Annotated in this window: 24 protein-coding genes; 11 read left to right on the top strand and 13 right to left on the bottom strand. The window is 65.4% G+C overall.

Annotated features, from left to right (window positions below):
* Nucleotides 1-192: 192 nt before the first annotated feature.
* The 6 genes from AACY13_RS15085 to AACY13_RS15060 all read right to left on the bottom strand — a co-directional run bounded on the left by AACY13_RS15085 (nt 193) and on the right by AACY13_RS15060 (nt 6,210).
* Nucleotides 193-1,413: a heme biosynthesis HemY N-terminal domain-containing protein gene (locus AACY13_RS15085; protein ID WP_339462404.1), complete on the bottom strand. Its 1,221-nt coding sequence runs from the start codon at nt 1,411-1,413 to the stop codon at nt 193-195.
* A complete protein-coding gene (locus tag AACY13_RS15080) occupies nt 1,410-2,585 on the bottom strand; it encodes a uroporphyrinogen-III C-methyltransferase (protein ID WP_339462403.1) in 1,176 nt (391 codons plus the stop codon). The genes AACY13_RS15085 and AACY13_RS15080 overlap by 4 nt, the downstream gene beginning before the upstream one ends.
* 16 nt (nt 2,586-2,601) lie before the next feature.
* Complete coding sequence (locus tag AACY13_RS15075; protein WP_339462402.1) at nt 2,602-3,363, bottom strand: uroporphyrinogen-III synthase; 762 nt, start codon at nt 3,361-3,363, stop codon at nt 2,602-2,604.
* Nucleotides 3,360-4,298 (bottom strand): hydroxymethylbilane synthase, encoded by a 939-nt coding sequence (hemC, locus tag AACY13_RS15070; protein ID WP_339462401.1) that lies wholly within the window; start codon nt 4,296-4,298, stop codon nt 3,360-3,362. Before hemC ends, AACY13_RS15075 begins: the two co-directional genes overlap by 4 nt.
* A gap of 92 nt (nt 4,299-4,390) precedes the next feature.
* Complete coding sequence (locus AACY13_RS15065; protein WP_339462400.1) at nt 4,391-5,137, bottom strand: LytR/AlgR family response regulator transcription factor; 747 nt, start codon at nt 5,135-5,137, stop codon at nt 4,391-4,393.
* Complete coding sequence (locus tag AACY13_RS15060) at nt 5,134-6,210, bottom strand: sensor histidine kinase (RefSeq protein ID WP_339462399.1); 1,077 nt, start codon at nt 6,208-6,210, stop codon at nt 5,134-5,136. The genes AACY13_RS15065 and AACY13_RS15060 overlap by 4 nt, the downstream gene beginning before the upstream one ends.
* Nucleotides 6,211-6,482: 272 nt before the next feature.
* On the opposite strand from AACY13_RS15060, the gene argH reads away from it, so the two are divergent.
* The 5 genes from argH (at nt 6,483) to AACY13_RS15035 (ending at nt 12,556) form a co-directional block, all read left to right on the top strand.
* On the top strand, nt 6,483-7,877 hold the full coding sequence (argH, locus tag AACY13_RS15055; protein WP_339462398.1) for an argininosuccinate lyase: 1,395 nt from the start codon (nt 6,483-6,485) through the stop codon (nt 7,875-7,877).
* A 66-nt stretch (nt 7,878-7,943) separates the two neighbouring features.
* Complete coding sequence (locus tag AACY13_RS15050) at nt 7,944-8,750, top strand: substrate-binding periplasmic protein (protein ID WP_339462397.1); 807 nt, start codon at nt 7,944-7,946, stop codon at nt 8,748-8,750.
* Complete coding sequence (locus AACY13_RS15045; protein WP_339462396.1) at nt 8,728-9,036, top strand: hypothetical protein; 309 nt, start codon at nt 8,728-8,730, stop codon at nt 9,034-9,036. The genes AACY13_RS15050 and AACY13_RS15045 overlap by 23 nt, the downstream gene beginning before the upstream one ends.
* A gap of 246 nt (nt 9,037-9,282) precedes the next feature.
* Nucleotides 9,283-9,528 (top strand): TIGR02647 family protein, encoded by a 246-nt coding sequence (locus tag AACY13_RS15040; RefSeq protein ID WP_339462395.1) that lies wholly within the window; start codon nt 9,283-9,285, stop codon nt 9,526-9,528.
* A gap of 109 nt (nt 9,529-9,637) precedes the next feature.
* On the top strand, nt 9,638-12,556 hold the full coding sequence (locus AACY13_RS15035) for a class I adenylate cyclase (RefSeq protein WP_339462394.1): 2,919 nt from the start codon (nt 9,638-9,640) through the stop codon (nt 12,554-12,556).
* 113 nt (nt 12,557-12,669) lie between these two features.
* On the opposite strand, the gene AACY13_RS15030 is transcribed toward AACY13_RS15035, so the two are convergent.
* The 5 genes from AACY13_RS15030 to AACY13_RS15010 all read right to left on the bottom strand — a co-directional run bounded on the left by AACY13_RS15030 (nt 12,670) and on the right by AACY13_RS15010 (nt 15,322).
* Nucleotides 12,670-12,945, bottom strand: a complete 276-nt coding sequence (locus AACY13_RS15030; protein ID WP_339462393.1) for a hypothetical protein — start codon at nt 12,943-12,945, stop codon at nt 12,670-12,672.
* Between the two features lie 70 nt (nt 12,946-13,015).
* Nucleotides 13,016-13,423, bottom strand: coding sequence for a nucleoside diphosphate kinase regulator (rnk, locus tag AACY13_RS15025; RefSeq protein ID WP_339462392.1), 408 nt, complete (start codon nt 13,421-13,423; stop codon nt 13,016-13,018).
* Between the two features lie 173 nt (nt 13,424-13,596).
* Entirely contained in the window at nt 13,597-13,809 is a 213-nt protein-coding gene (locus AACY13_RS15020; protein WP_339462391.1) for a DUF1289 domain-containing protein, read from the bottom strand.
* Nucleotides 13,790-14,122, bottom strand: a complete 333-nt coding sequence (cyaY, locus tag AACY13_RS15015; protein ID WP_339462390.1) for an iron donor protein CyaY — start codon at nt 14,120-14,122, stop codon at nt 13,790-13,792. The genes AACY13_RS15020 and cyaY overlap by 20 nt, the downstream gene beginning before the upstream one ends.
* Nucleotides 14,123-14,287: 165 nt before the next feature.
* Entirely contained in the window at nt 14,288-15,322 is a 1,035-nt protein-coding gene (locus AACY13_RS15010; protein WP_339462389.1) for an AraC family transcriptional regulator, read from the bottom strand.
* A gap of 148 nt (nt 15,323-15,470) precedes the next feature.
* On the opposite strand from AACY13_RS15010, the gene lptM reads away from it, so the two are divergent.
* From lptM to AACY13_RS14980, 6 genes are all read left to right on the top strand, one after another.
* The gene (gene lptM / locus AACY13_RS15005; protein ID WP_325503902.1) at nt 15,471-15,596 is read left to right on the top strand and encodes an LPS translocon maturation chaperone LptM; all 126 of its coding nucleotides are present in this window, start codon (nt 15,471-15,473) and stop codon (nt 15,594-15,596) included.
* 10 nt (nt 15,597-15,606) lie between these two features.
* Entirely contained in the window at nt 15,607-16,860 is a 1,254-nt protein-coding gene (gene lysA, locus AACY13_RS15000) for a diaminopimelate decarboxylase (protein WP_339462388.1), read from the top strand.
* Nucleotides 16,861-16,870: 10 nt separating this feature from the next.
* Nucleotides 16,871-17,701 (top strand): diaminopimelate epimerase, encoded by an 831-nt coding sequence (gene dapF / locus AACY13_RS14995; protein WP_339462387.1) that lies wholly within the window; start codon nt 16,871-16,873, stop codon nt 17,699-17,701.
* On the top strand, nt 17,698-18,393 hold the full coding sequence (locus tag AACY13_RS14990) for a DUF484 family protein (protein WP_339462386.1): 696 nt from the start codon (nt 17,698-17,700) through the stop codon (nt 18,391-18,393). Before dapF ends, AACY13_RS14990 begins: the two co-directional genes overlap by 4 nt.
* Before the next feature lie 216 nt (nt 18,394-18,609).
* On the top strand, nt 18,610-19,506 hold the full coding sequence (xerC, locus tag AACY13_RS14985; RefSeq protein WP_339462385.1) for a tyrosine recombinase XerC: 897 nt from the start codon (nt 18,610-18,612) through the stop codon (nt 19,504-19,506).
* The gene (locus tag AACY13_RS14980; RefSeq protein ID WP_339462384.1) at nt 19,503-20,198 is read left to right on the top strand and encodes an HAD family hydrolase; all 696 of its coding nucleotides are present in this window, start codon (nt 19,503-19,505) and stop codon (nt 20,196-20,198) included. The genes xerC and AACY13_RS14980 overlap by 4 nt, the downstream gene beginning before the upstream one ends.
* 260 nt (nt 20,199-20,458) lie before the next feature.
* Here AACY13_RS14980 and sutA read toward each other — a convergent pair whose 3' ends face one another.
* Both sutA and AACY13_RS14970 read right to left on the bottom strand, forming a co-directional pair.
* Nucleotides 20,459-20,788, bottom strand: coding sequence for a transcriptional regulator SutA (sutA, locus tag AACY13_RS14975; RefSeq protein ID WP_339462383.1), 330 nt, complete (start codon nt 20,786-20,788; stop codon nt 20,459-20,461).
* Nucleotides 20,789-21,046: 258 nt separating this feature from the next.
* Nucleotides 21,047-22,297, bottom strand: a complete 1,251-nt coding sequence (locus AACY13_RS14970; protein ID WP_339462382.1) for an ammonium transporter — start codon at nt 22,295-22,297, stop codon at nt 21,047-21,049.
* Between the last annotated feature and the right edge of the window lie 64 nt (nt 22,298-22,361).

Here is a 22,361-nt window from a genome sequence, read left to right as displayed (position 1 = left end):
CAACCGACCCCAGCTCCACGCCTGACCTACTGGTGTGCGCCCGCTTGTAAGCATCATGCGCGCATCCATGCGCACCATCCAGCTCTCGAAGACAACCGGATGACTGCACCCTCGAACAGCCGGCACCACTGTAAAGCATTCCCCCGCAACAGGGCCGATAACCTTATTCGCTCTGCCGCGGAACAGCCCGGCTTAGCCGGCCAGGCGACGGTCCAGCAGGCCCAGGCCGTCCTGAAACAGGCGGTTGCTCGCCTCGACCTCACCCAGCTGGGCCAGCAGACGGGCCAGCTCGGCGCAGGTTTCCGGGTGCCGCTCGAAGGTCAGGCTGCTCTCGAGATAGCCGCGCGCCTTGCCCCATAGCTGATTGTGCGCGCACAGGCGGCCCAAGGTCAGCAACAGCCCGGCATCCTGTGGGTGAGCCTGCAACAGGCCTTCGGCCACCTGCAGCTGACGGGCGGCATCGCGTCCATGCAGCAAGCCGTAGAGGCGCACCAGATGACTGTCGTACTGACGTTTCAGGGCGGCCTGGAGCAAGGCTTCGGCATCCGCCTCGGCACCCAGATGACGCAGCTGCTCGACATAGGCCGCGAGCATATCCGCCTCCTGGCGCTGCGCCGTGGACAGTTGCTGCCAGACCTTGGCCAGCGCCTCCAGCCGCTCTTCGTGGCTGTCCTCGGTCGCCTGGCCGATACTCGCCAGGCGACCGCGCCAGGCCTGCCGCTCCAGCTCGCTCAGGGTGGCGTCGCCGAGCAGCCGCTGCTTGCGCAGTTCCGGCAACAGCCCCAGCAGGCCCGACCAGTCCTGCTGCTGCAGATACAGCTGTTGCAAGCGCAGCAGCACCTGATGCTGCTGCGGATAGCGCTCGCGCATGGCCTCCAGGGTGTCCCGGGCAGCCTCGGCCTGGCCCCGTGCCAGTTGCAGCTCGGCGTGGGTCAGGGCCACCGCCAGCTCGGCCTTGGGCTGACGCTCGAGCGCGCGCTCCAGCAGCGCATCGCTGTCCTCATGCTGGCCCAGTTGCTGCGCCGCCCGCGCCGCGCCGAGGTAATACATCAGGGGCTGCGGCGCACTCTCGGCGGCGCGGCGCAAATGGCGCAGGGCGCGCGTCCAATGGCCCTCGGCCAGATCGACAAAGCCCAGCTCGGCGGCCAGGCGCGTCCGCCGGCGATGATGCAGACCCGACCAGGGATTGACCAGGCCGGCCGAGGTCAGGGCGAACCGCAGCAACAGGCGCAGCCCGTGCAGCAGCAACCAGAGCACCAGCAGCAGACCGACGAAGGCCCACAGGCTGGACTCGAAACGAAAGCCCTTGTAGGCCAGCAGCACATAACCCTGATGCTGCGCGATGGCCAGGCCCAGCAGCGTCAGGCCGACTATCGCCGCCAGTATCAGGAGAAGCAGATAGAGGCGTTTCATGGGCGCGGCTCCTGCTCGGCCGACTCGACTTCGACTTCGACTTCGACTTCGACTTCGACCGCACTGTCGGCCTCGAACTGGGCACGGGCCGACTGCTTGCTGGCGATATAGGCCTGGATCGCATTGAGGCTGGCGCTCAGGTCAGGCACCTTGACCTCGATAGGCCGCTCCAGCAACTCGTCGATCCGCGCCGCCAGCGCACGGCTGTCCGGATTTTCCGCATTGAAGTGGCTGGCCAGCACATCCCGGGCCTGGCGCAGGGCCTGCCGGTAGACCGCGGTATGGCCATGCAGAGCGGCCCACTGCGCCTGCTCGAAGCTCATGCTCAGGGCCAGGCGCACCTGCGACAGCGCCTGCCCGGCCAGCAGAGGGCGAATATTCTGATCGGCACTGAAATCCAGACGCACGTACTGCGCCAGGGTTTCCAGCCCGCGCACCCACCAGCTCTGCGGCTCGCCCGCGGCGGCCAGCTCGCTCAGCGCGCCCCCTTCACCATCGCCGACAAAGCTTGGCGGCAGGGCCTCGAGCTGCGCGGCCTGATCGCGCAGTGCGCCAAGCTGCAGAAACAACCCGGTACGATCCGGGTCGAAGCTGCCACGCAGCGCCTCCAGGCTCTTCGCCAACTGCTCGCGAGCGGCGAAGGCCGCCGGGTCATCCTGGCTGTGCAGAATCTCGTCGGCCCCCTCGACCAGCGCCAGGGCGCTGTTGATGTCCTGCAGCGCCGACAGGCGCAGGCTGGCCAGGCGCAGCAGATGCTCGGCTTCGGCCAGTCGCCAGTCCTGGCGACTGGCCCCCAGCAGGCTTTCCAGGCGCTGGTTGAGCAGCTGCTGGTCGCCCTGCAACTGACTCAGCAGGCGGCGCTGGCCGTCCAGCTCGGCCGGCGGCGGCAATTGCTGCAAGCGACTGTCCAGGGCCCGGGTCTTGGCCACCAGGCCATCGGTCTGCTCGCGGGTCTGTTGCAGCTGGCCCAGTTGCTGCTGGTCACGCAGGTCCAGCGCGCGCACCTGCCAGACGCTCCATCCGCCCACCGCCACACCGGCGGCCCCCACCAACAAGGCCACGGCAGCCAGGGCGTTGCCGCGGGATGTCGGCTTGGCCGGCGGCACCGGCTTGGCGGCAGACGCGTCCACAGCGGTTGGTTCCTGTTCGTTCGGGGTAGTCGCTTCGCTCACGTATCCATCCTTTGCATCAGAGGTCGGGGGCAGGTTGCGCCTGCAACGCCGCCAGCAAGGCCGCGGCATTCGCGCCGCGACAGTCCACAACAAATTGCGCACCGGCCGCACGGGCCATGTCGGCCACCCGTGGGCTGGGTACAAACAAGGGTAGACGAGCCAGTCGTGGCCAGTCGTGGCCGGCCAGCTCGTGCAAATGGGTAAAACCCTGCCCGCTGCTGACCACCAGGCCATTCAGTCGTTCGGCGGCGATGCGCTGGGGCAGCGTCGCCGGCGGGTACTCCGGCAATAGCCGGCGGTACAGTGACAGATAGTCAACCCGCGCGCCTTGGCCGCGCAAGCAGTCGGCGAGTAACTCTCGGCCACCCTCGCCCCGCAGGATCAACACCTGCGGGGCAACGGCCGCAGTCAGCGCCTGCTGCAGCTGCGGCAGGGCGAGCAGGGCCTCGCTGTCGTCGCCCTGCTCGGGGTAATACACGCGCAGGCCATGCTCACGCAGAATCCGCGCCGTGGCGGCACCGACACTGAACCAGGGCTGCTCGGCCTGATAGCGATCAAGCAGGGCCAGGGCCAGCCGCGCCGCCGGTTTGCTCACCACGATCACCGCGCAGTAGCGCTGTAGCTCGAGCAGGACGGCACGCTGCTCGACGCTTTCCGTCAGGGCCTCGATGCGCAGCAGCGGCAGGCTGCTGCTATAGATGCCGCGGGCCGCCAGGGTCGCCGCCAGTTCCGCCGATTCCTCGGCCGGCCGGGTCAGCAACAGCCGCCAGGCGTTCACTCGTCAGCGGCCTCGCCATACACGGCCTGCAGAATAGCCGCCGCGCCCTGGGCCAGCAGCGCCTCGGCCACCTGCACGCCCAGCTGCTCGGCCTGCGCCGCCGGCGCACGGTTTTCCGCCCGCAGCAGCAAACCGCCATCCGGCTGGCCGACCAGGCCACGCAACCACAGCTGCTCGCCTTCCAGCACCGCGTAGCAGGCGATCGGCACCTGACAGCCGCCATTCAGATGTTTGTTCAAGGCACGCTCGGCGCTGACCCGCAACGCGGTATCGCGGTGATGCAAAGGGGCGAGCAGGGCCTGGATTTCGCTATCGGCGCTGCGGCATTCGATACCCACCGCGCCCTGGCCACCGGCCGGCAGACTGTCCTCGGCGCTGATCGAGGAGCGGATGCGCGCTTCGAAACCGAGGCGAATCAGGCCCGCGGCGGCGAGGATGATGGCGTCGTACTCGCCGGCATCCAGCTTGGCCAGGCGGGTGTTGACGTTGCCACGCAGGAACTGGATTTTCAGGTCCGGCCGACGCGCCAGCAGCTGGGCCTGGCGGCGCAGGCTGGAAGTGCCGACCACGCTGCCGGGCGGCAGTGCATCGAGGCTGGCAAAGGTGTTGGAGACAAAGGCGTCGCGCGGGTCCTCGCGTTCGCAGATGCAGTACAGACCCAGGCCTTCGGGGAAGTCCATGGGCACATCCTTCATCGAATGCACGGCGATATCGGCCTGGCCTTCGAGCAGGGCGGTTTCCAGTTCCTTGACGAACAAGCCCTTGCCGCCGATTTTCGCCAGCGGCGCATCGAGCAGCTTGTCGCCGCGACTGACCATGGGTACCAGGCTGACGATCAGGCCGGGATGGGCCTGTTCCAGGCGCGCCTTGACATGCTCGGCCTGCCAAAGGGCCAGGGCGCTTTTACGGGTGGCGATACGAATTTCGCGGGACATGGGCAATTCCAGAAAACGGATTGCCGGGAATAATAACAGGCTGGCTCACATCAGGCCTGCGACCCGGAGTCATCCGGGTTGCCCGCTCAGCCTCAGAGGTGATGCATCAGCTTGCGTACCCCGGCCACATGCCGGCGACTGACGATCAGCGCCTCCTCGCCCAGACCCTTGAGGTACAGCTGGAAGTGCCCCAGGGGCGTGCGCTGCAGGCGTTCGATACGCTCGCGGGCGACCAGGGCGTTGCGGTGGATGCGCACGAAGCGCTCGCCGAATTCGTCTTCCAGGGCTTTCAGCGGTTCATCCAGCAGCACCTCGCCGCCGACGTGGCGCAGGGTCACGTACTTGTGGTCGGCGATAAAGTAGATCACCTGATCCAGGGGAATCAGCTCGATACCCTTGCGGGTGCGCGCGCTGATATGACTGCGCGGCCCGCCGCCACTCTCGCCGGCGGGCCGGGTCAGGGCCGCCAGCTGCACGCGGTTGGGGCGCTCGGCTTTCTTCAGCGCCTCGCTGAGGCTTTCCGCGCGCACCGGTTTGACCAGATAACCCACCGCGCTGACCTTGAACGCCTCCAGGGCAAATTCGTCATGGGCGGTACAGAAGATCACCGCCGGCGGCGCTTCGCGTTCGCAGAGCCGGGCCGCCACCTGCAGGCCATCCAACCCCGGCATGCGAATATCCAGCAGCACTACGTCGGGCTTCAGGCTATCGATCAGGCTCAGCGCCTCTTCGCCGTTGCTGGCCGAGGGTTCAAGCACACGGTAACCCTCGAGTTCGCCCACCATTCGGCTCAGGCGCTCACGGGCCAGGGGTTCGTCATCGACAATCAGGACATTCATAATGCACTGGCTTCCTGCAGGGGTCTCGCACAAGGATAGCGTAGACAAGTGAAGTGGCGGCCGTCACGGCGCTCTACGCTGAGACTGGCCCGCGGTCCGAAAAGTGCCACCAGCCGCGCATCAATATTATTCAGCGCCTGCTGGGTCCCTCGAGAAACCTGCGGCGCATCCGGTTGTTCGTAGGGGTTGCTCACGCACAGCTGGAAGACGCCCTCCTGATAGCTCGCGTCGACGCGCACCAGCCCTCCCTCGATGCGCGGCTGTATGCCGTAGATCAGGGCGTTCTCCAGCAAGGGCTGCAAGGTCAGCTGTGGAATGGGCAAATCCTCCGGTACGTCGACTATCTCCCACTGCAACTGTAGCCGCTCGCCAAGACGATAGCGCTCGATCGACAAATATCGCTGCGCCAGCTCCAGCTCCTCACACCAGGGCACCAGGCTGCCGGGCTTGGCCAGGCTGGCGCGGAACAGGTCGGACAGGTCCAGCACCGCCTGCTCGGCCTTGTGCGGATCGACTACCACCAGGCTGGCGATGCTGTTCAGGCTGTTGAACAGGAAGTGCGGACGGATGCGCGCCTGCAACGACTCGATGCGCGCGCGCAACTCGGCCTGTTCCTGCCGGCGCCATTGGCTCTGCAGATAGAAATAGCGTAGCAGCAACGCCGACATGATCAGGCTGATCAGCGCATGGCGCAGGTACAGGTTGACCTCGCCGGTGCGCGGCAACGGCCCGCCCAGCTGGTAGTACTCGGCCACCGCGGTACAGATCAGGGTCAGACCGACCACGATGGCGCAGCACAGCACACCGGCCACGGCCACGCGCATGCGCGCCATTAACGGCCGCAACCGACAGAGCAGGGCGGCCGAGAGCAGCACGTTCCATTGCACGAACAGCGAAGTCAGGGCCAGCCGCACCCAGTCGAAACCGGGCAGCATGGGCTCCGAGAGCACCAGCACCAGCACCAGCAGCTCGGCCAGCAGGACCATGCTCAACAGCGCATCGGGCTGACACAGCTCGGGTACGAAGAAATCATCGAGGGGTGTCGCGGTGGGCGTGGGTATTGTTGTTTTCATCGGCGCAGTTTCCGCGTAGCCCGGCCCAGCGGCAAGATAGACAGCCCCGGCCGGGCAAAATAAAGCGCCGAGATGCGTCGCCGCCGCTCAAACTGTGACGCAGGCAGCAGAGCCCGGGCGCGGACCGGCCGACGAAGCCGCGCGGCGACGGCTTGCATATTCGGCATGCCTCTCGTGGCATGCTCGTTAGCCCTGTTATTATCCGCACAATTTTCCGCCTTGCTGGCTGCAAGGCAGCCAGCGCGCTTTAGCGCACCAGCCGAGTGAAGCCCATGAGCACTGAAAAAACCAATCAATCCTGGGGCGGCCGCTTCAGCGAACCCGTTGACGCCTTCGTCGCCCGCTTTACCGCCTCGGTCGAATTCGACAAGCGCCTGTATCGCCACGACATCATGGGTTCGATCGCCCACGCGACCATGCTGGCCAAGGTCGGCGTGCTGAGTGACGCCGAGCGCGACAGCATCATTGACGGCCTGACCCAGATCCAGGGCGAAATCGAGGCCGGCCAGTTCGACTGGCGCGTCGACCTGGAAGACGTGCACATGAACATCGAGGCGCGCCTTACCGATCGCATCGGCGTCACCGGCAAGAAGCTGCACACCGGCCGTTCGCGCAACGACCAGGTGGCCACCGATATCCGCCTGTGGCTGCGCGACGAGATCGACCTGATCCTCAGCGAAATCACCCGCCTGCAGCAGGGTCTGCTGGAGCAGGCCGAACGCGAAGCGGCGACCATCATGCCCGGCTTCACCCACCTGCAGACCGCCCAGCCGGTGACCTTCGGCCACCATCTGCTGGCCTGGTTCGAGATGCTCAGCCGCGACTATGAACGCCTGGTCGATTGCCGCAAGCGCACCAACCGCATGCCACTCGGCAGCGCCGCGCTGGCCGGCACCACCTACCCGATTCAGCGCGAAGTTACCGCTCAGTTGCTGGGCTTCGACGCCGTGGGCGGCAACTCCCTGGACGGGGTGTCGGATCGCGATTTCGCCATCGAATTCTGCGCCGCCGCCGCCATCGCCATGATGCACCTGTCGCGCTTCTCCGAAGAGCTGGTGCTGTGGACCAGCGCGCAGTTCCAGTTTATCGACCTGCCCGACCGCTTCTGCACCGGCAGCTCGATCATGCCGCAGAAGAAGAACCCCGACGTGCCCGAGCTGGTGCGCGGCAAGACCGGCCGGGTATTCGGTGCCCTGACCGGCCTGCTGACCCTGATGAAGGGCCAGCCGCTGGCTTACAACAAGGACAACCAGGAAGACAAGGAACCGTTGTTCGACGCTGCCGACACCCTGCGCGACTCGCTGCGCGCGTTCGCCGACATGATCCCGGCGATCAAGCCCAAGCACGCGATCATGCGCGAGGCGGCGCTGCGCGGTTTCTCCACCGCCACCGACCTTGCCGACTACCTGGTGCGCAAGGGCCTGCCGTTCCGCGACTGCCACGAGATCGTCGGCCACGCGGTGAAATACGGCGTCGACAACGGCAAGGACCTGGCCGAGATGAGCCTGGACGAACTGCGCCAGTTCAGCGACCAGATCGAGCAGGACGTGTTCGCCGTGCTGACCCTGGAAGGCTCGGTGAATGCCCGCGATCACATCGGCGGTACCGCGCCGAACCAGGTACGCGCCGCGGCGCAGCGCGGTCGCGAACTGCTGGCCAGCCGCTAGCCCACTGCGTAAACGGGGCCGGTCTATGCAACCAGCCCCATTCCCCGCACTCAACCAAGAGTTGCCATGCCCGCCATCGTGCTTCTGTTCTGCCTGCTGTTGCTCAGCGGCGCGACCCAGGCCGCCAGCAACTGCTCGCACGCTTACCGTGTGGGCATCTCGCAGATCGGCTACAGCTACTACCTGCTGGACGACGGCACGCCGGCGGGCTCATCCTTCGATTTCTACCAGGAGCTGGGGCAACGCAGCGGCTGCACCTTCCAGCTCCGGCCACTGCCGCGCATGCGCGCCTGGCATGAGGCCGACCTGCAGCATCTGGATATCGTCTCGCCGACCATCCGCACCGCCGAGCGCGATCGACAGGGTGTGTTCGTCGAATACTTCAAGAACCGCAACGATATCCTGATCGACCGCAGGCACACTGCCGGGATCGACTCGCTGGCCCAGTTGCTGGCCGACCCGAGCATCAAGATCGGCCTGATCCGCGGCCACTCCAGCGGCCCCTACTTCGACCAACGCCTGGCACCACTCTATGCCCAGCAGCGCATCCAGCTGTCGCCCACCGCGCACAATCTGTTCCTCAAGCTGCAGGCTGGGCGCATTCAGGCCACGGTGATGACCGCCGGGGTCTACCAGAAGGAGCTGGATGATCTGGCCCTGGGCGAGCAACTGCGGATTATTCAGGTGCCGGAATCGGATGCTTTCGGCGTCGGCCTGTACCTCTCGCGGCGTACCCTGGACCAAGCCAGCATCGACTGGCTGCTCCAGCATGTGCAGGCCATGATTGCCGACGGCACGCTGCGCAGGCTGCTCAGCAAGCAGCACGGCAAAGCCCTGACCGAGCGTTTCTATGAACAGGCACCCATCCCCTAATCTGGAGAACCCCGTGCACGAAGATGACGACAGCGAAGAACGCTTCGCCGAAGCGACCCTGATCCAGGCGGTGGAAAACCAGCTGGAAGCCGGCGAGCCGGCTTTTGTCCAGGCGGTGCTGAACAAGCTGCTGCTGGTGGGCTATGAGCGCGAGGAAATCCTCCAGCTGATGGCCCTGGTCCTGGCCGACGAAATCGACGCCATGCTGCGCGACGACCGCCCCTTCGACGCCGCCCGCTACGAGCAGGGCCTGCGCGCTCTGCCGGAACTGCCCGGCCAGGATTAGCACAACCCTCTGCCGCGATTTTTAACGTCGCGAAGCGACGGCCCGCAGGGTGGCGGCCATGGATGGCCCACCAGAAAAATTTTTAACCCGCGCCATGCGACTTCTGGCAGCATCGAGTGGCGGCAGATTAGGCCGGGCTTCACTACACTGCCTGGACTGGGTGCAGCAGCTTCACCGAATGCCGCACACCGCTTCCGCCGTCGGCCACCGGGCCACGGCTCACCAAAACAAGAAGCAGGAGTACTTATGGCCTTTACCCCCGAGTTGCTTGCCGAACTGGAAATTCTCGCGCTGTTCAATCTGGGCAACACCCAGGAGGGCATCAAGGTTCACCACACGGCCACCCCCGCTGCCATCGCCGCGGCCAAACGTCTGCACGATAAAGGCCTGATCAGCCAGGCCGACGGCGGTTACCTGACCAGCCTGGGCCTGGATGCCGCCGAACACACCCAGGTCCTGCTGACCATCCTCAACGTACCGGAAGTGGTCTGACCCATCACCGCCTGCGCCGCCCCGCAACGCCTGGAGCGGGTTTCGACGCAGGCCGCCACACCGACCAGCGGCCTCATACCCTTGGCCTACCGTCCCGCAGAGCCCGAGCATGAGCCGCACCCAGGAAATTCGCCCGGATATTGACGAAGGCATCGACCGCAAGGTCCTAAGCCAACTGCGCGCGCGCTTCCTCAAACTCAACCAGGGCCGATTGCAGCGCGCCATGCAGGCCCTGTCGACGCGCCAGCAGCTGGTGCTCAAGCTGCTGCCGCTGCTGTTTCACGTCAACCACCCGCTGCTGCCCGGCTATGTCTCCGGGCTGACGCCGGCCGGCCTTAGCGGTTTCGAGCCGAGCGACGAACTGCTCGGCGAGGTCCAGCGCCTGACGCGCTCCTTCGCCTACAAGCCCTACCGCGGCAAGCAAACGCTACCGATCCACGGCCTGTTTCTGATGGGCAGCCTGGGCACCGTGGCCCAGGCCGAGAACAGCGACATGGACCTGTGGCTGTGCCACGCCAACGATCTCAGCACCCTGCAGCTCGACGAGCTGCACAAGAAGTGCGCCCTGCTCGAAGTCTGGGCCGCGAGCCAGGGGGCCGAGGCACATTTCTTCCTGATCGACCCGGTGCGCTTCACCCAGGGCGACCGCGCGGCCAAGCTGACCTCGGACGACTGCGGCACCACCCAGCACTACCTGCTGCTCGACGAGTTCTACCGCACCGCGATCTGGCTCGGCGGGCGCACCCCGCTGTGGTGGCTGGTGCCGGTCTACGAGGAGGCGCGTTACCAGCACTACATCGACACCCTGCTCTCGAAGCGCTTTATCCGCGCCGAGGAGGTGCTCGACCTCGGCCACCTGGCGCGCATCCCCCCCGATGAATTTATCGGTGCCGGCATGTGGCAACTGTTCAAGGGCATCGAGTCGCCCTACAAGTCGGTGCTCAAGCTACTGCTCACCGAGGTCTATGCCAGCGAGCACCCGAAGGTCCAGTGCCTGTCGTTGCGCTTCAAGCAGGCGGTGTTCGCCAACCAGCTGGATCTCGACGAACTCGACCCCTATATCGTGGTGTACCGGCGGCTGGAGGAATACCTCAAGGCCCGCGGCGAGCACGAACGCCTGGAGCTGATCCGCCGCTGCCTGTACCTGAAAGTGGACAAGAAACTCAGCCGCCCGCCACGCACTCCGCGCAAAAGCTGGCAGCGGCAGCTGCTCGAGCGCCTGACCCGCGACTGGAACTGGGACGGCCGCCAACTGGCCCTGCTCGACAGCCGCAGCCAGTGGAAGGTGCGCCAGGTCGGTGCCGAGCGGCGCATGCTGGTCAACGAACTGACCTACAGCTATCGCTTTCTCTCCGCCTTCGCCCGCAGCGAGCAGGCCGGCAGCTCGCTCAACAGCCGCGACCTCGGCGTACTCGGCCGCCGCCTGTATGCGGCCTTCGAACGCAAGGCCGGCAAGGTCGAATTCATCAACCCCGGGATCGCCCCGGACCTGGCCGAAGACACCCTGACCCTGGCCCAGAGCCCCAGCCCGGACGCGCCCAACGAAAGCCAGTGGGCCCTCTATAACGGCAGCGTCAACGCCCAGGAACTGGAGAACTTCTCGCCGCTCAAGCGTACCCGCGAACTGATCGAGCTGCTGGCCTGGTGTCAGCGCAACGGCGTGATCGACAGCAGTACACGGCTGTCGCTGCACCCGGGCAGCAGCGACCTGAACGAGTTCGAACTGTCCAACCTGCTGGCCAGCCTGCAGCAAGTGGTGCCCCTGCCCCTGCCGGCGGTCGACGAAAGCGCCCTGCTCAGCGCCAGCGTACCCAGCGAAGTGCTGCTGCTGGTGAACGTCGGCATCGACCCGCTCAAGCACTTCAGCCAGTTGAATGTGCACATGACCAGCGAGCGCACCGACGCCCTGGGCTATTCCGGGGTGCGCGAGAACCTGATTCTGACCATCGATCAGGTCAGCCTGAACAGCTGGAACGAACTGCTGGTCAACCGCTACGACGGCCCCCACGCGCTGCTCGACTGCCTGCGCGACTTTCTCAACAGCCTGCCGGCCGGGGGCAAGCCACCGAACCTGCGGGTGCGCTGCTTCTGCCGCAATCGCGCCAACACCATCGCCGAGCGGGTCGAGGAACTGTTCCGCGATGCCCTGGGCAACTTCGGCAGCGCGCAACGCAAGCGCTACCTGCTGCAGATCAAGCAGCACTATCACCTGCTCGAATTGACCCCGGGCCAGGTACGCCACACCGCCCTGAGAGACCGGCCCGCGCTGATTGAGCACCTGGGCAGCAAACAACCGCACTACAGCGAACTGCACCTCGATCGCAGCGCCCTGGAAGGCGACGACCTGGCCCTGATCCTGCCGTTCGGCCGGCCGAACTGCATCCAGGTGTTCTACCGGATCCACGAAACCAGCGGCCTGGCCGAACTCAGCGTGCTGGACGAACACAATGGGCTGTGGTGCCAGCAGCTGCCCTTCCGTGACGAACAGAGCCTGCTAACGCCCCTGCAACGCTTTCTGCAGTCGGTGCTGTACCGGCGCAATGCCCTGCTACCGCTGGACAATCTGCAGGACGCTGCACACCTGGATATCCTCTACTACCGGGTCGAGCCGGATGCACCGCACCGCGCCCAGCGTCTGGAACGCCGCCCCGCGCCGCAGACACCGATCAGCCACCCCTTCTATGACGTGCAGGCGATTGTCGAACCGGCCGACGGCAAGAATTCCTCGGGCGCGACTCTTAACCTCGTGCAGCGGCGACCCGCAGAGACGGCAGGCCATACGCGCTCCCACGTCACCCTGTACTGCAACCACCGCGAGTTTTCCGAACTGGAGTACGCCGGCGACCTGTTCGCCGCCGTGGCCCAGCACATTCTCTCCCAGCGTTCGGGCGGGGCCCGCTACCCCTGCTATATCACCGACCTGGATCTCTCCGCGGTGCTGGCCGAAGGGCATATGCAGACGGTGCATTACCTGCGCTACAAGACGCGCCTGGAAGAGGCACTGAACAACGCCCTGCAGAAAGCCTGAGCACGGTGCGGCAAGCCGCTAGCGCATCGGTGCCTGTGGGTTTTGCAGCGCGTAGAGGTAGCAGTCCGCCAGGCTGTGATTGGCCGCTACATCGGCATAGCTGGCGCTGAAGGTCACGGCCAGCCCCAGGTGCTGATACAGCCAGTCACCCCGGGTGGTATCTGCGGCACCAGATCGCTGTCGTTGACCAGGCGGAAGGTCGGCACCTGCAAGGCGTTGTAGTGGGCAGCAAAATCCGGCGCTTGCCAGACGAACTCCCGGGGCCGCCGCGGGCGGTCCTGGGCTTGCCACTGGTCGTACTGCGCGTAAGCCGCGGCGACCAGCTGGGCGCATTGCAGCGCCCGGGTCAGGGCGAATCCCTGGGGAAAATACAGGGGCAGACTGGACATGGGGCCTCCTTGCCGGGCGGAACACACCATGCAGCCTAGCCCAAACACCCCCGCCGGCTAGCCGAACGGCTCAACGGTTGTATTCGCCCGCGGCCTCCGGCTGATACTCAACCGCCAGCAGGGTCAGCTTGAGCACCTTGCCGGTGGGGGCAGTCCAGTCGATATGCTGGCCCACGGACAAGCCCAGCAGGGCACTGCCAACCGGCGCGAGGATCGAGACCGTGCCTTCACCGCCAGTGTCCTGGGGGTAGACCAGCTTCAGGTGATAGTCCTTGCCGCTGCTTTCCTCGCGGCAATGCACCTGCGAATTCATGGTCACCACCCCCGCCGGCACCTCGTCGTGACCGACCACTTCGGCGCGGTCCAACTCGGCCTGCAAGGCCACGGCACCGGGGCCAAAGTCGTCCAGGCTGTCGAGCAGATGCTCCAGACGCTGCAAATCCAGACGGGTAATGGTGATCGAGGGTGCGCTGGTCATGGTGCGGGTAAATCTCCTTGGTCAAACCGCCGGGCAGCAGCGTGCAAACACGCTGCCGAATTCCAGGCGGCCTTTGCCGATTGCGGAAAAAGCAAAACCCCATCACGGGGATGGGGTTTTGCAAGGGTGGTCCCGACCGTATCACAGCCACTTAAATAAACAAGACCGCCTGGTCAGGGGACGCCGGGGCGCTGCTGCAAGCGCGCCTCGGCAGCGGCGCAGATGGCACGTCGGCGCGCGGGGTCGGCCTGGCCCCATTCGAGAATCTCCGCCAGCGTGCGGCCGCAGCCCAGACAGATATCCCGCTCGTCCAGGCAGCACTGGCGGCGGCAGGGCGAGGCGACCGGCGGGCTTGCGCCGGGACTGTCAGAGCTCTTCGAACTCAAGGTCGGCACCGGATTGCTCCAGGGTGATGCGTACCAGCATCTCGCCCAGCTGCTCGTCGCTGCTGTCGCAGATCCAGCGCTCGCTGGCCGGATCGTAATCGAAATGGAAACCGCCGGAGCGCGCCGCCAGCCACAGTTGGCGCAACGGCTCCTGGCGGCTGAAGATCAGCTGGGTACCGTTCTCGAAGCGTACGGTCAGCACGCCGGCGGAGTTTTCCAGATCCAGATCCAGGTCGCTTTCATCGAAAATATCTTCCACTGCCTGCTGGGTGGCATCGACCAGATCGTGGAAGCGGGCTTCGGTCAAACTCATTGCGACTTACCTCAGAAAATTCAGCGACTGCACGGAATAGGCGTTATCAACGCGCCAGCCGGGAACCCACAAGGCAGGCGCAAGCGGCAAAGTGTACATGAGCATTGCCCCGATCAGGCCACCGCGCAAGACGCTGCACGGCATCCGCCAACGCACTCGCTTTTATCACGGCAGCTGGCGGCGGTACTCGCCGGGGCTTTGCCCGGTCCAGCGGCGGAAGGCTCGGGCCAGCGAACCCGGCTCGCTGAAACCGACCAGAAAGGCGATTTCCGCCAGCTCCAGCGCCGGGTCGCGCAGGTAGCGCAACACCAGCTGCTGACGCGTCTCGTCGACCAGCCGGTTGAAGGACAGGCCGGCCTCGCGCAAACGCCGCTGCAGAGTGCGCGGGCTGATGGCCAGGCGCGCGGCGATCAGGCCCAGCTCGGCACCGGCCTCGGGTAACTGCCTGATCAGCTCCAGGCGCGCACGGTCGAGCACGCTATGGCCCTGCTGGATCTCGCCAAGCAGGCGCTCGGCATAGGCATCGAGCATCAGCCGCACCTGGGCGTCGGCCTGGCCGAGCGGCGCGCTCAGCAGGCGCTTGGGAAAGACCAGGGCGTTGTCGGCCTGCCCGAACAGCACCGGGCAGCGAAAGATGCGCAGGTGTTCGCCGGTATCGGCCGGTGCCGGGTGCTGGAAGCGCACTTCGCTGGGTGGGATATCCAGGCCGCTGATCCAGTGACCGAAGGTCACCCAGGCGGCCAGGGTTTCTTCGCTGAGCTGACGCTGCTGTTGCGCCAGCAACGGCTGCCAGCTGTGCGCCACCTGGGGTTCGCGGCCTTCCCGGGGCGGCTCGTCAGTCAGCTCGACCCGGCCCAGATTGCCCACCAGGGCGGCATAGCGGGCCTGACGATGGAGGGCATCGGCCAGGGTCGCGCAGCTCATGACCAGGTAGCCGAGCACCCCGTAATAGCCGGGACGCACCGCCTCGCCCAGGTGCAGGCCGAGGCAGTCGTCGCCGCTCAGTCGCACCCCCAGGCCGAGCAGTTCCAGGTAGGTACTGGCGGCGATGCGCTGGTCGCGCTGGGCGAGCAGCTGCGGACTCAGTTGCGCCCGTTCGAGCAGGGCGGCGCTGGCCACGCCATGCCGCTCCAGGTAGTCGAGCAGCCCCTGCAGATAGGCCACTGAAACCGAGCTAGCAAGCGCTACGGGGTTGTCCATGCAGACTCCTGATCACTGGCCATGCGCCCAAAGCTATCCGCCACGATACAAGCAAAGCCCCCGCCAGACGGGAATCCTGGCGCATAGGCAAGGGTCCGGGGGGTCGGTATACTCCTGCGCAATCATGCTTTATTACAAGGATTCCACCATGAAGCGGTTGTTTACTGCCCTTATTGCCTTGGTCGCCGTCACCACGCTGCTCGCCGGCTGCGGTCAGAAAGGCCCGCTGTTCCTCCCTGAAGAAAGCCAGCCCGCCCCTGCGCAGACCGAATAAGGACAGCACCATGAACGCCTTCAACTACCGCGACGGCGCGCTGTTCGCGGAAGGTGTGGCCTTGTCCGCCATCGCCCAACGCTTCGGTACGCCGACCTACGTCTACTCCCGCGCCCATATCGAGGCGCAATACCACGCCTATGCCGATGCCCTGGCCGGCATGCCCCATCTGGTCTGTTTTGCGGTCAAGGCCAACTCCAACCTCGGCGTGCTGAATGTGCTGGCGCGTCTCGGCGCGGGCTTCGATATCGTCTCCCGTGGCGAGCTGGAGCGGGTACTGGCCGCCGGTGGCGAGGCGAGCAAGATCGTCTTCTCCGGCGTCGGCAAGAGCCGCGACGATATGCGCCGCGCCCTGGAAGTGGGCGTGCACTGCTTCAACGTCGAGTCCACCGAAGAGCTGGAACGCCTGCAGCTGGTGGCCGCCGAACTGGGCAAGACCGCGGCGATTTCCCTGCGAGTCAACCCGGACGTGGATGCCGGCACCCACCCCTATATTTCCACGGGGCTGAAGGAGAACAAGTTCGGCATCGATATCGAGCAGGCCGAGGCGGTCTACGCCCGCGCCGCCGGATTGGCGAACCTGCAGATCGTCGGCGTCGATTGCCATATCGGCTCGCAGCTGACCACCCTGCCGCCCTTCCTCGATGCCCTGGATCGCCTGCTGACGCTGGTCGATCGCCTGGCCGCCCGCGGCATCCGCATTCAACACCTGGACCTGGGCGGCGGCCTCGGCGTGCAGTACCGCGACGAGCAGCCGCCGCTGGCCGGCGACTATATCAAGGCGGTGCGTGAGCGCATTGCCGGCCGCGACCTGGCCCTGGTGTTCGAGCCGGGCCGCTCTATCGTGGCCAACGCCGGCGTGCTGCTGACCCGGGTCGAGTACCTCAAGCACACCGAGCACAAGGACTTCGCCATCGTCGATGCGGCGATGAACGACCTGATTCGTCCGGCCCTGTACCAGGCCTGGATGGACGTGCAGGCGGTGCAGCCGCGCGACGGCAGCAGCCGCAACTACGACATCGTCGGGCCGATCTGCGAGACCGGCGACTTCCTCGCCAAGGACCGCGACCTGGTCCTGGCCGAAGGCGACCTGCTGGCCGTGCGTTCGGCCGGTGCCTATGGCTTTGTCATGAGCTCCAACTACAACACCCGCGGCCGCGCCGCCGAGGTGATGGTAGAGGGTGATCAGGCCTTCGAGGTGCGTCGCCGTGAGACGCTCAGCGAGCTGTTTGCCGGCGAAAGCTGCCTGCCGCCCGCCAGCTAAGGACAAGCTCATGTTATTGCGCTTTACCAAGATGCACGGCCTGGGCAACGACTTTATGGTCCTCGACCTGGTCAGCCAGCACGCACATATCCAGCCGAAGAACGCCAAGCAGTGGGGCGACCGCCATACCGGCGTGGGCTTCGATCAGCTGCTGATCGTCGAACCGCCGAGCAACCCGGACGTCGACTTCCGCTACCGCATCTTCAATGCCGACGGCTCGGAAGTGGAGCAGTGCGGCAATGGCGCGCGCTGCTTCGCCCGCTTCGTGCTGGACAAGCGCCTGACGGTAAAGCGGCAGATGCGCGTGGAAACCAAGGGCGGCATCATCGAGCTGGACGTGCGCAACGACGGCCAGATCAGCGTCAATATGGGCGCACCGCGCCTGGTGCCTGCCGATATCCCGTTCCAGGCCGAGCAGCAGGCGCTGAGCTACAGCGTAGCCGTCGACGGTCAGACTGTAGAACTGGCCGCCGTGTCCATGGGCAACCCCCATGCGGTGCTGCGCATCGACAGCGTCGACAGCGCGCCGGTGCACAGCCTGGGCGCGAAACTCGAACACCACCCGCGCTTTCCGCAGCGGGTCAATGTCGGTTTCCTCCAGGTTATCGACCGTCAACGCGCCAAGCTGCGCGTCTGGGAGCGCGGGGCCGGGGAAACCCAGGCCTGCGGTACCGGTGCCTGCGCCGCGGCCGTGGCGGCCATCAGCCAGGGCTGGATGGATTCGCCGGTGCAGATCGAACTGCCGGGGGGCAAGCTGTCCATCGAGTGGGCAGGCCCCGGTCAGCCCGTTATGATGACCGGACCCGCGGTACGTGTGTACGAAGGACAGGTTCGCCTATGACCGACAAGCAGGATTCGCCCAAACCACTGGATTCGGAAACAGTCGCCGCCTACCTGCGCCTGCATCCGGAATTCTTTATCGACCACGACGAGCTGATCCCCGAGCTGCGCATTCCGCACCAGCGCGGCGACACCGTGTCGCTGGTCGAGCGCCAGGTCAAACTGCTGCGCGAGCGCAATATCGAGATGCGCCATCGCCTCTCGCAACTGATGGACGTGGCCCGCGACAACGACCGCCTGTTCGACAAGACTCGCCGCCTGGTGCTCGACCTGCTCGACGCCAGCAGCCTGGAAGAAGTGGTCAGCTGTGTCGAAGACAGCCTGCGCAGCGAATTCCAGGTGCCCTTCGTCAGCCTGATCCTGTTCAGCGACGCCGCCCTGCCCGTGGGTCGCTCGGTCAGCAGTGCCGAAGCACACCAGGCCATCGGCGGCCTGCTGGCCGGCGGCAAGACCATCTGCGGCGTGCTGCGCGAACACGAGCTGAGCTTCCTGTTCGGCGCGGAAGGTGCCCAGGTCGGCTCCGCCGCGGTGGTGGCGCTGTCCTATCAGGGCCTGCACGGCGTACTGGCGATCGGCAGCAGCGACCCGCAGCACTACAAGAGCTCCCTGGGCACCCTGTTCCTCGGCTATATCGCCGAAGTGCTGGCCCGCGTCGTACCGGGTTTCGCCACGCCGCTGCGTTCGGTGAGATAGCCGTACGCCAATGGCAAGATGTAGCAGGTCGTTGAAAACCATAGGCGAGGCAGCCGAGCCTGTTTTTAACGACGGATCGGCAACGCAGGTAATTTTTCAACAGCCTGGTAGGGTGGATGACGCCTTTTTCATCCACCAGCGACCCGGTGGAAAACGCTTCGCGGTTTTCCACCCTACGAGTTACCGCGCCTGGCCCCGCGCCCGCAGGGAGCTTCCATGCAAGACCAATTGGACGCCTACCTCGAACACCTGCGCAGTGAGCGTCAGCTCTCGGTGCATACCCTCGATGGCTATAGCCGCGACCTGAGCAAGCTGCTGGCCTACTGCGAACGCGAGCAGTTGACCGCCTGGTCGGCACTGGACACCCAACGCCTGCGCCGTCTGGTTGCCCGCCTCAACCTCGAGGGCCAGTCCAGCCGCAGCCTGGCGCGCCTGCTCTCGGCCACGCGCGGCCTGTACCGCTACCTGATTCGCGAAGGCCACTGCCTGAGCGACCCGGCCAGCGGCCTGAGCCCGCCCAAGGGCGAGCGTCGCCTGCCGAGAACCCTGGATACCGACCGCGCCGCGCAACTGCTCGACGGCGCGCTGGAAGACGACTTTATCGCCCTCCGCGATCAGGCCATGCTCGAGCTGTTCTACTCCTCGGGCCTGCGTCTGTCGGAGCTGGTCAGCCTGAACCTCGACGGCCTCGATCTGCCCGCCGGCCTGGTGCGGGTGCTCGGCAAGGGCAACAAGACCCGCGAACTGCCCATCGGCCGTATGGCGCGCCAGGCCATGGAGCAGTGGCTGCCAATGCGCGCCCTGGCCAGGCCGGCCGATGGCGCGGTGTTTATCAGCCAGCAGGGCCGGCGAATCGGCCCGCGCGCGGTGCAATTACGGGTGCGCCAGGCCGGCGTGCGCGAGCTCGGTCAGCACCTGCATCCGCATATGCTGCGCCACAGCTTCGCCAGCCATATGCTGGAGTCGTCCCAGGACCTGCGCGCGGTGCAGGAACTGCTCGGCCACGCCGATATCGCCACCACCCAGGTTTACACCCACCTGGATTTCCAGCACCTGGCCACGGTCTATGACAAGGCCCACCCCCGAGCCAAACGCAAAGGCAGCACAGAATGAGCATCCAGCTGATTACCTTCGACCTCGACGACACCCTGTGGGATGTCACTCCGGTGATGCAGGACGCCGAAGCGGCGCTGCGCAACTGGCTGACCCTGCACGCTCCACGCCTCGGCGCGGTGCCGGTGGAGCATCTGTGGGCGATTCGCGCCGGCCTGCTGCAGGCCGAGCCCATGCTCAAGCACCGCCTCAGCGAGCTGCGCCGGCGCATTCTGTTCCAGGCCCTGGAGAACGCCGGCTATGCCCACGGAGAGGCGCAGACCCTGGCCGAGGCGGGCTTCCAGGTGTTTCTCGCGGCGCGCCATCAGGTCGAGCTGTTCGCCGAAGTACACCCGACCCTGGAAATCCTGGCCAATCACTTCCAACTCGGGGTGATCACCAACGGCAATGCCGACGTGCGCCGCCTGGGCCTGGCCGATTACTTCCAGTTCGCCCTGTGCGCCGAGGAGCTGGGGGTCGGTAAACCCGACCCGAAACCCTTCCAGGAAGCCCTCAGACGCGCCGGCATCAAGGCCGAGCATGCGGTACATATCGGCGACCACCCCAGCGACGATATCGCCGGGGCCCAGGCCGCCGGACTGCGGGCCATCTGGTTCAACCCCCAGGGCATCGCCTGGGAGGCCGACAACACCCCGGACGGGCAGATTAGCAGCCTGGCCGAGCTGCCTGCGCTGCTGCATAGCTGGGCGTAAGCCGATAAAACCGCGCCCACAAGCCCTACGTCGCGCAGCGACGGCCCGTAGAGGGTGACACTGCTTGCAGGAGCCCCTAGGAGAGGGGGTGCCGCGTGCACCAAGAGTCGACGGCTAGAGCTGGTGCGCACAGCGCACCCTACGAAATCAGATCCCTCCACACTTAGGTGTTGGCACCTGAACGCAGCAGCGGACGGGGAAAAGCCACAAAAAAACCCGCAGGCTTATGGCCTGCGGGCTTTTTGCGCTACGCCAACCGCTTAGATAGGGCGGCTGCCATACTTGCTATCGGGCTTCTTGGGCGGGTCGGAGACGACATTCGGCTCGACTTCCTGCACCTTGCCGCCGCGGGAGAGAAACTCTTCCATGGCGCGGGCCAGGGCATCGCGTTCTTTCTGCTTGGCTTCGATGCTGGGCAGTTCTTCGACGTCAACGGCAGCCTTGACCTTCTTGCTTTTGCTGGCGGGTACGACTTCGTCATCACCGTTGTCATCATCGCTGCTGTCGCCATCGTCGGCGGCGGCCAGTTCCTCGCCATCGTCCTCGTCAGCGCCTTCCAGTTCGTCGTGTTCCAGATCTTCGTCGCTCATGTTCCAACCTCATGACTTGCGAAAAGCAGAGTAGTTATAGCCCAGCTGCGTCAGCTTTCTAACGTCGCCGGAAAAAAATCCTGTGGCCTTACCCAGGTTGAGCGCCACGCATCGGCGATCTGCGCTCAACGGCGCGCATTCTAGGGTCTGTTGCCGGTGCATCACAACAGCATCGTGCGCAAACGCCGGCAGCCTCCCGACAGCCCGCAGAAAAAACAAAGGGCGCCATAAAGGCGCCCTCGTCGAAACTCCGGACAATCAGTTCTTGGTGAACTCCGGATAGGCTTCCATACCGCATTCGGCGATGTCCACGCCTTCGTATTCTTCTTCTTCCGTTACCCGCAGGCCGATCACCAGTTTGATGATGGACCAGACGATCAGGCTGGCGATAAACACCCAGGCGAAGATCGCACCGATACCCAGCAGCTGTGCGCCCAGGCTGGAGTCGCTGTTGGTCAGGCAGACGGCCAGCAGGCCCCAGACACCGGCCACACCGTGCACCGAGATGGCACCGACCGGATCGTCGATCTTCAGCTTGTCCAGGCCCAGAATCGAGAACACCACCAGCACGCCACCCACGCCGCCGATCAGGGTCGCCTGCAGGGCGCTCGGGGTCAGGGGTTCGGCGGTGATGGCGACCAGGCCGGCCAGGGCACCGTTGAGGGCCATGGTCAGGTCGGATTTGCCGAACAGGATGCGCGCCACGATCATCGCGGCGATCAGGCCGCCGGCAGCGGCCATGTTGGTGTTAACGAACACCTGGGCCACGGCGTTGGCGTCTTCGATGGTGCTCATCTTCAGCTGCGAGCCGCCGTTGAAGCCGAACCAGCCCATCCACAGAATGAAAGTACCCAGGGCCGCCATCGGCAGGTTGGCACCCGGAATGGCGTTGACCTGGCCATTGGCCCCGTACTTGCCTTTACGTGCACCGAGCAGCAGCACGCCAGCCAGAGCAGCGGTCGCACCGGCCATATGCACCACGCCGGAACCGGCGAAGTCGAGGAAGCCGGCTTCGTTGAGGAAGCCCGAGCCCCACTTCCAGAAACCCTGTACCGGGTAAATGAAACCGGTCATGACCACGGCGAAGGCGAGGAAAGCCCACAGCTTCATGCGCTCGGCCACGGCACCGGAGACGATCGACATACAGGTAGCGGCGAACACCACCTGGAAGAAGAAGTCGGAACGGGCCGAGTAGTAGGGCGCGTCGTCACCGCCGGCAAGCACCGACTCGACGCTGTTCTCGTCGCCGATCAGGAAGCCCAGACTTGGCAGGATGCCGCCTTCCGGGCTGGAGTACATGATGTGATAGCCGATCACCAGGTACATGACACTGGCCACTGCGTACAGGGCGATGTTCTTGGTGAGAATCTCGGTGGTGTTCTTGGCTCGCACCAACCCGGACTCGAGCATGGCAAAACCCGCTGCCATCCACATCACCAGGGCGCCGCAAACCAAAAAGTAGAAGGTGTCAAAACCGTACTGCAGTGCAGTCAATGCTGTGTTGTCCATGGTTCACCTCTTGCCGTTGCGCTTTATAGCGCTATTCGGTTAAGGCGTCCGGGTTGGCTCCGGA

Origin of the sequence: Pseudomonas sp. EA_105y_Pfl2_R69 (genome assembly GCF_963970915.1) — a bacterium.
Lineage (GTDB): Bacteria > Pseudomonadota > Gammaproteobacteria > Pseudomonadales > Pseudomonadaceae > Aquipseudomonas.
This window is presented reverse-complemented; position numbering and strand designations above follow the sequence as displayed.

Bases quoted from the DNA above. Each gene is read 5' to 3' on its own strand.
- AACY13_RS15010 (WP_339462389.1), bottom strand. From the start codon at position 15,322: ATGGACAACCCCGTAGCGCTTGCTAGCTCGGTTTCAGTGGCCTATCTG.
- AACY13_RS14980 (WP_339462384.1), top strand. From the start codon at position 19,503: ATGAGCATCCAGCTGATTACCTTCGACCTCGACGACACCCTGTGGGAT.
- AACY13_RS14990 (WP_339462386.1), top strand. From the start codon at position 17,698: ATGACCGACAAGCAGGATTCGCCCAAACCACTGGATTCGGAAACAGTC.
- AACY13_RS15085 (WP_339462404.1), bottom strand. From the start codon at position 1,413: ATGAAACGCCTCTATCTGCTTCTCCTGATACTGGCGGCGATAGTCGGC.
- AACY13_RS14970 (WP_339462382.1), bottom strand. From the start codon at position 22,297: ATGGACAACACAGCATTGACTGCACTGCAGTACGGTTTTGACACCTTC.
- hemC (WP_339462401.1), bottom strand. From the start codon at position 4,298: ATGTCCCGCGAAATTCGTATCGCCACCCGTAAAAGCGCCCTGGCCCTT.
- lysA (WP_339462388.1), top strand. From the start codon at position 15,607: ATGAACGCCTTCAACTACCGCGACGGCGCGCTGTTCGCGGAAGGTGTG.
- AACY13_RS15060 (WP_339462399.1), bottom strand. From the start codon at position 6,210: ATGAAAACAACAATACCCACGCCCACCGCGACACCCCTCGATGATTTC.
- argH (WP_339462398.1), top strand. From the start codon at position 6,483: ATGAGCACTGAAAAAACCAATCAATCCTGGGGCGGCCGCTTCAGCGAA.
- AACY13_RS15045 (WP_339462396.1), top strand. From the start codon at position 8,728: ATGAACAGGCACCCATCCCCTAATCTGGAGAACCCCGTGCACGAAGAT.
- rnk (WP_339462392.1), bottom strand. From the start codon at position 13,423: ATGACCAGCGCACCCTCGATCACCATTACCCGTCTGGATTTGCAGCGT.
- AACY13_RS15050 (WP_339462397.1), top strand. From the start codon at position 7,944: ATGCCCGCCATCGTGCTTCTGTTCTGCCTGCTGTTGCTCAGCGGCGCG.
- AACY13_RS15035 (WP_339462394.1), top strand. From the start codon at position 9,638: ATGAGCCGCACCCAGGAAATTCGCCCGGATATTGACGAAGGCATCGAC.
- AACY13_RS15065 (WP_339462400.1), bottom strand. From the start codon at position 5,137: ATGAATGTCCTGATTGTCGATGACGAACCCCTGGCCCGTGAGCGCCTG.
- sutA (WP_339462383.1), bottom strand. From the start codon at position 20,788: ATGAGCGACGAAGATCTGGAACACGACGAACTGGAAGGCGCTGACGAG.
- lptM (WP_325503902.1), top strand. From the start codon at position 15,471: ATGAAGCGGTTGTTTACTGCCCTTATTGCCTTGGTCGCCGTCACCACG.
- cyaY (WP_339462390.1), bottom strand. From the start codon at position 14,122: ATGAGTTTGACCGAAGCCCGCTTCCACGATCTGGTCGATGCCACCCAG.
- AACY13_RS15040 (WP_339462395.1), top strand. From the start codon at position 9,283: ATGGCCTTTACCCCCGAGTTGCTTGCCGAACTGGAAATTCTCGCGCTG.
- xerC (WP_339462385.1), top strand. From the start codon at position 18,610: ATGCAAGACCAATTGGACGCCTACCTCGAACACCTGCGCAGTGAGCGT.
- dapF (WP_339462387.1), top strand. From the start codon at position 16,871: ATGTTATTGCGCTTTACCAAGATGCACGGCCTGGGCAACGACTTTATG.
- AACY13_RS15030 (WP_339462393.1), bottom strand. From the start codon at position 12,945: ATGTCCAGTCTGCCCCTGTATTTTCCCCAGGGATTCGCCCTGACCCGG.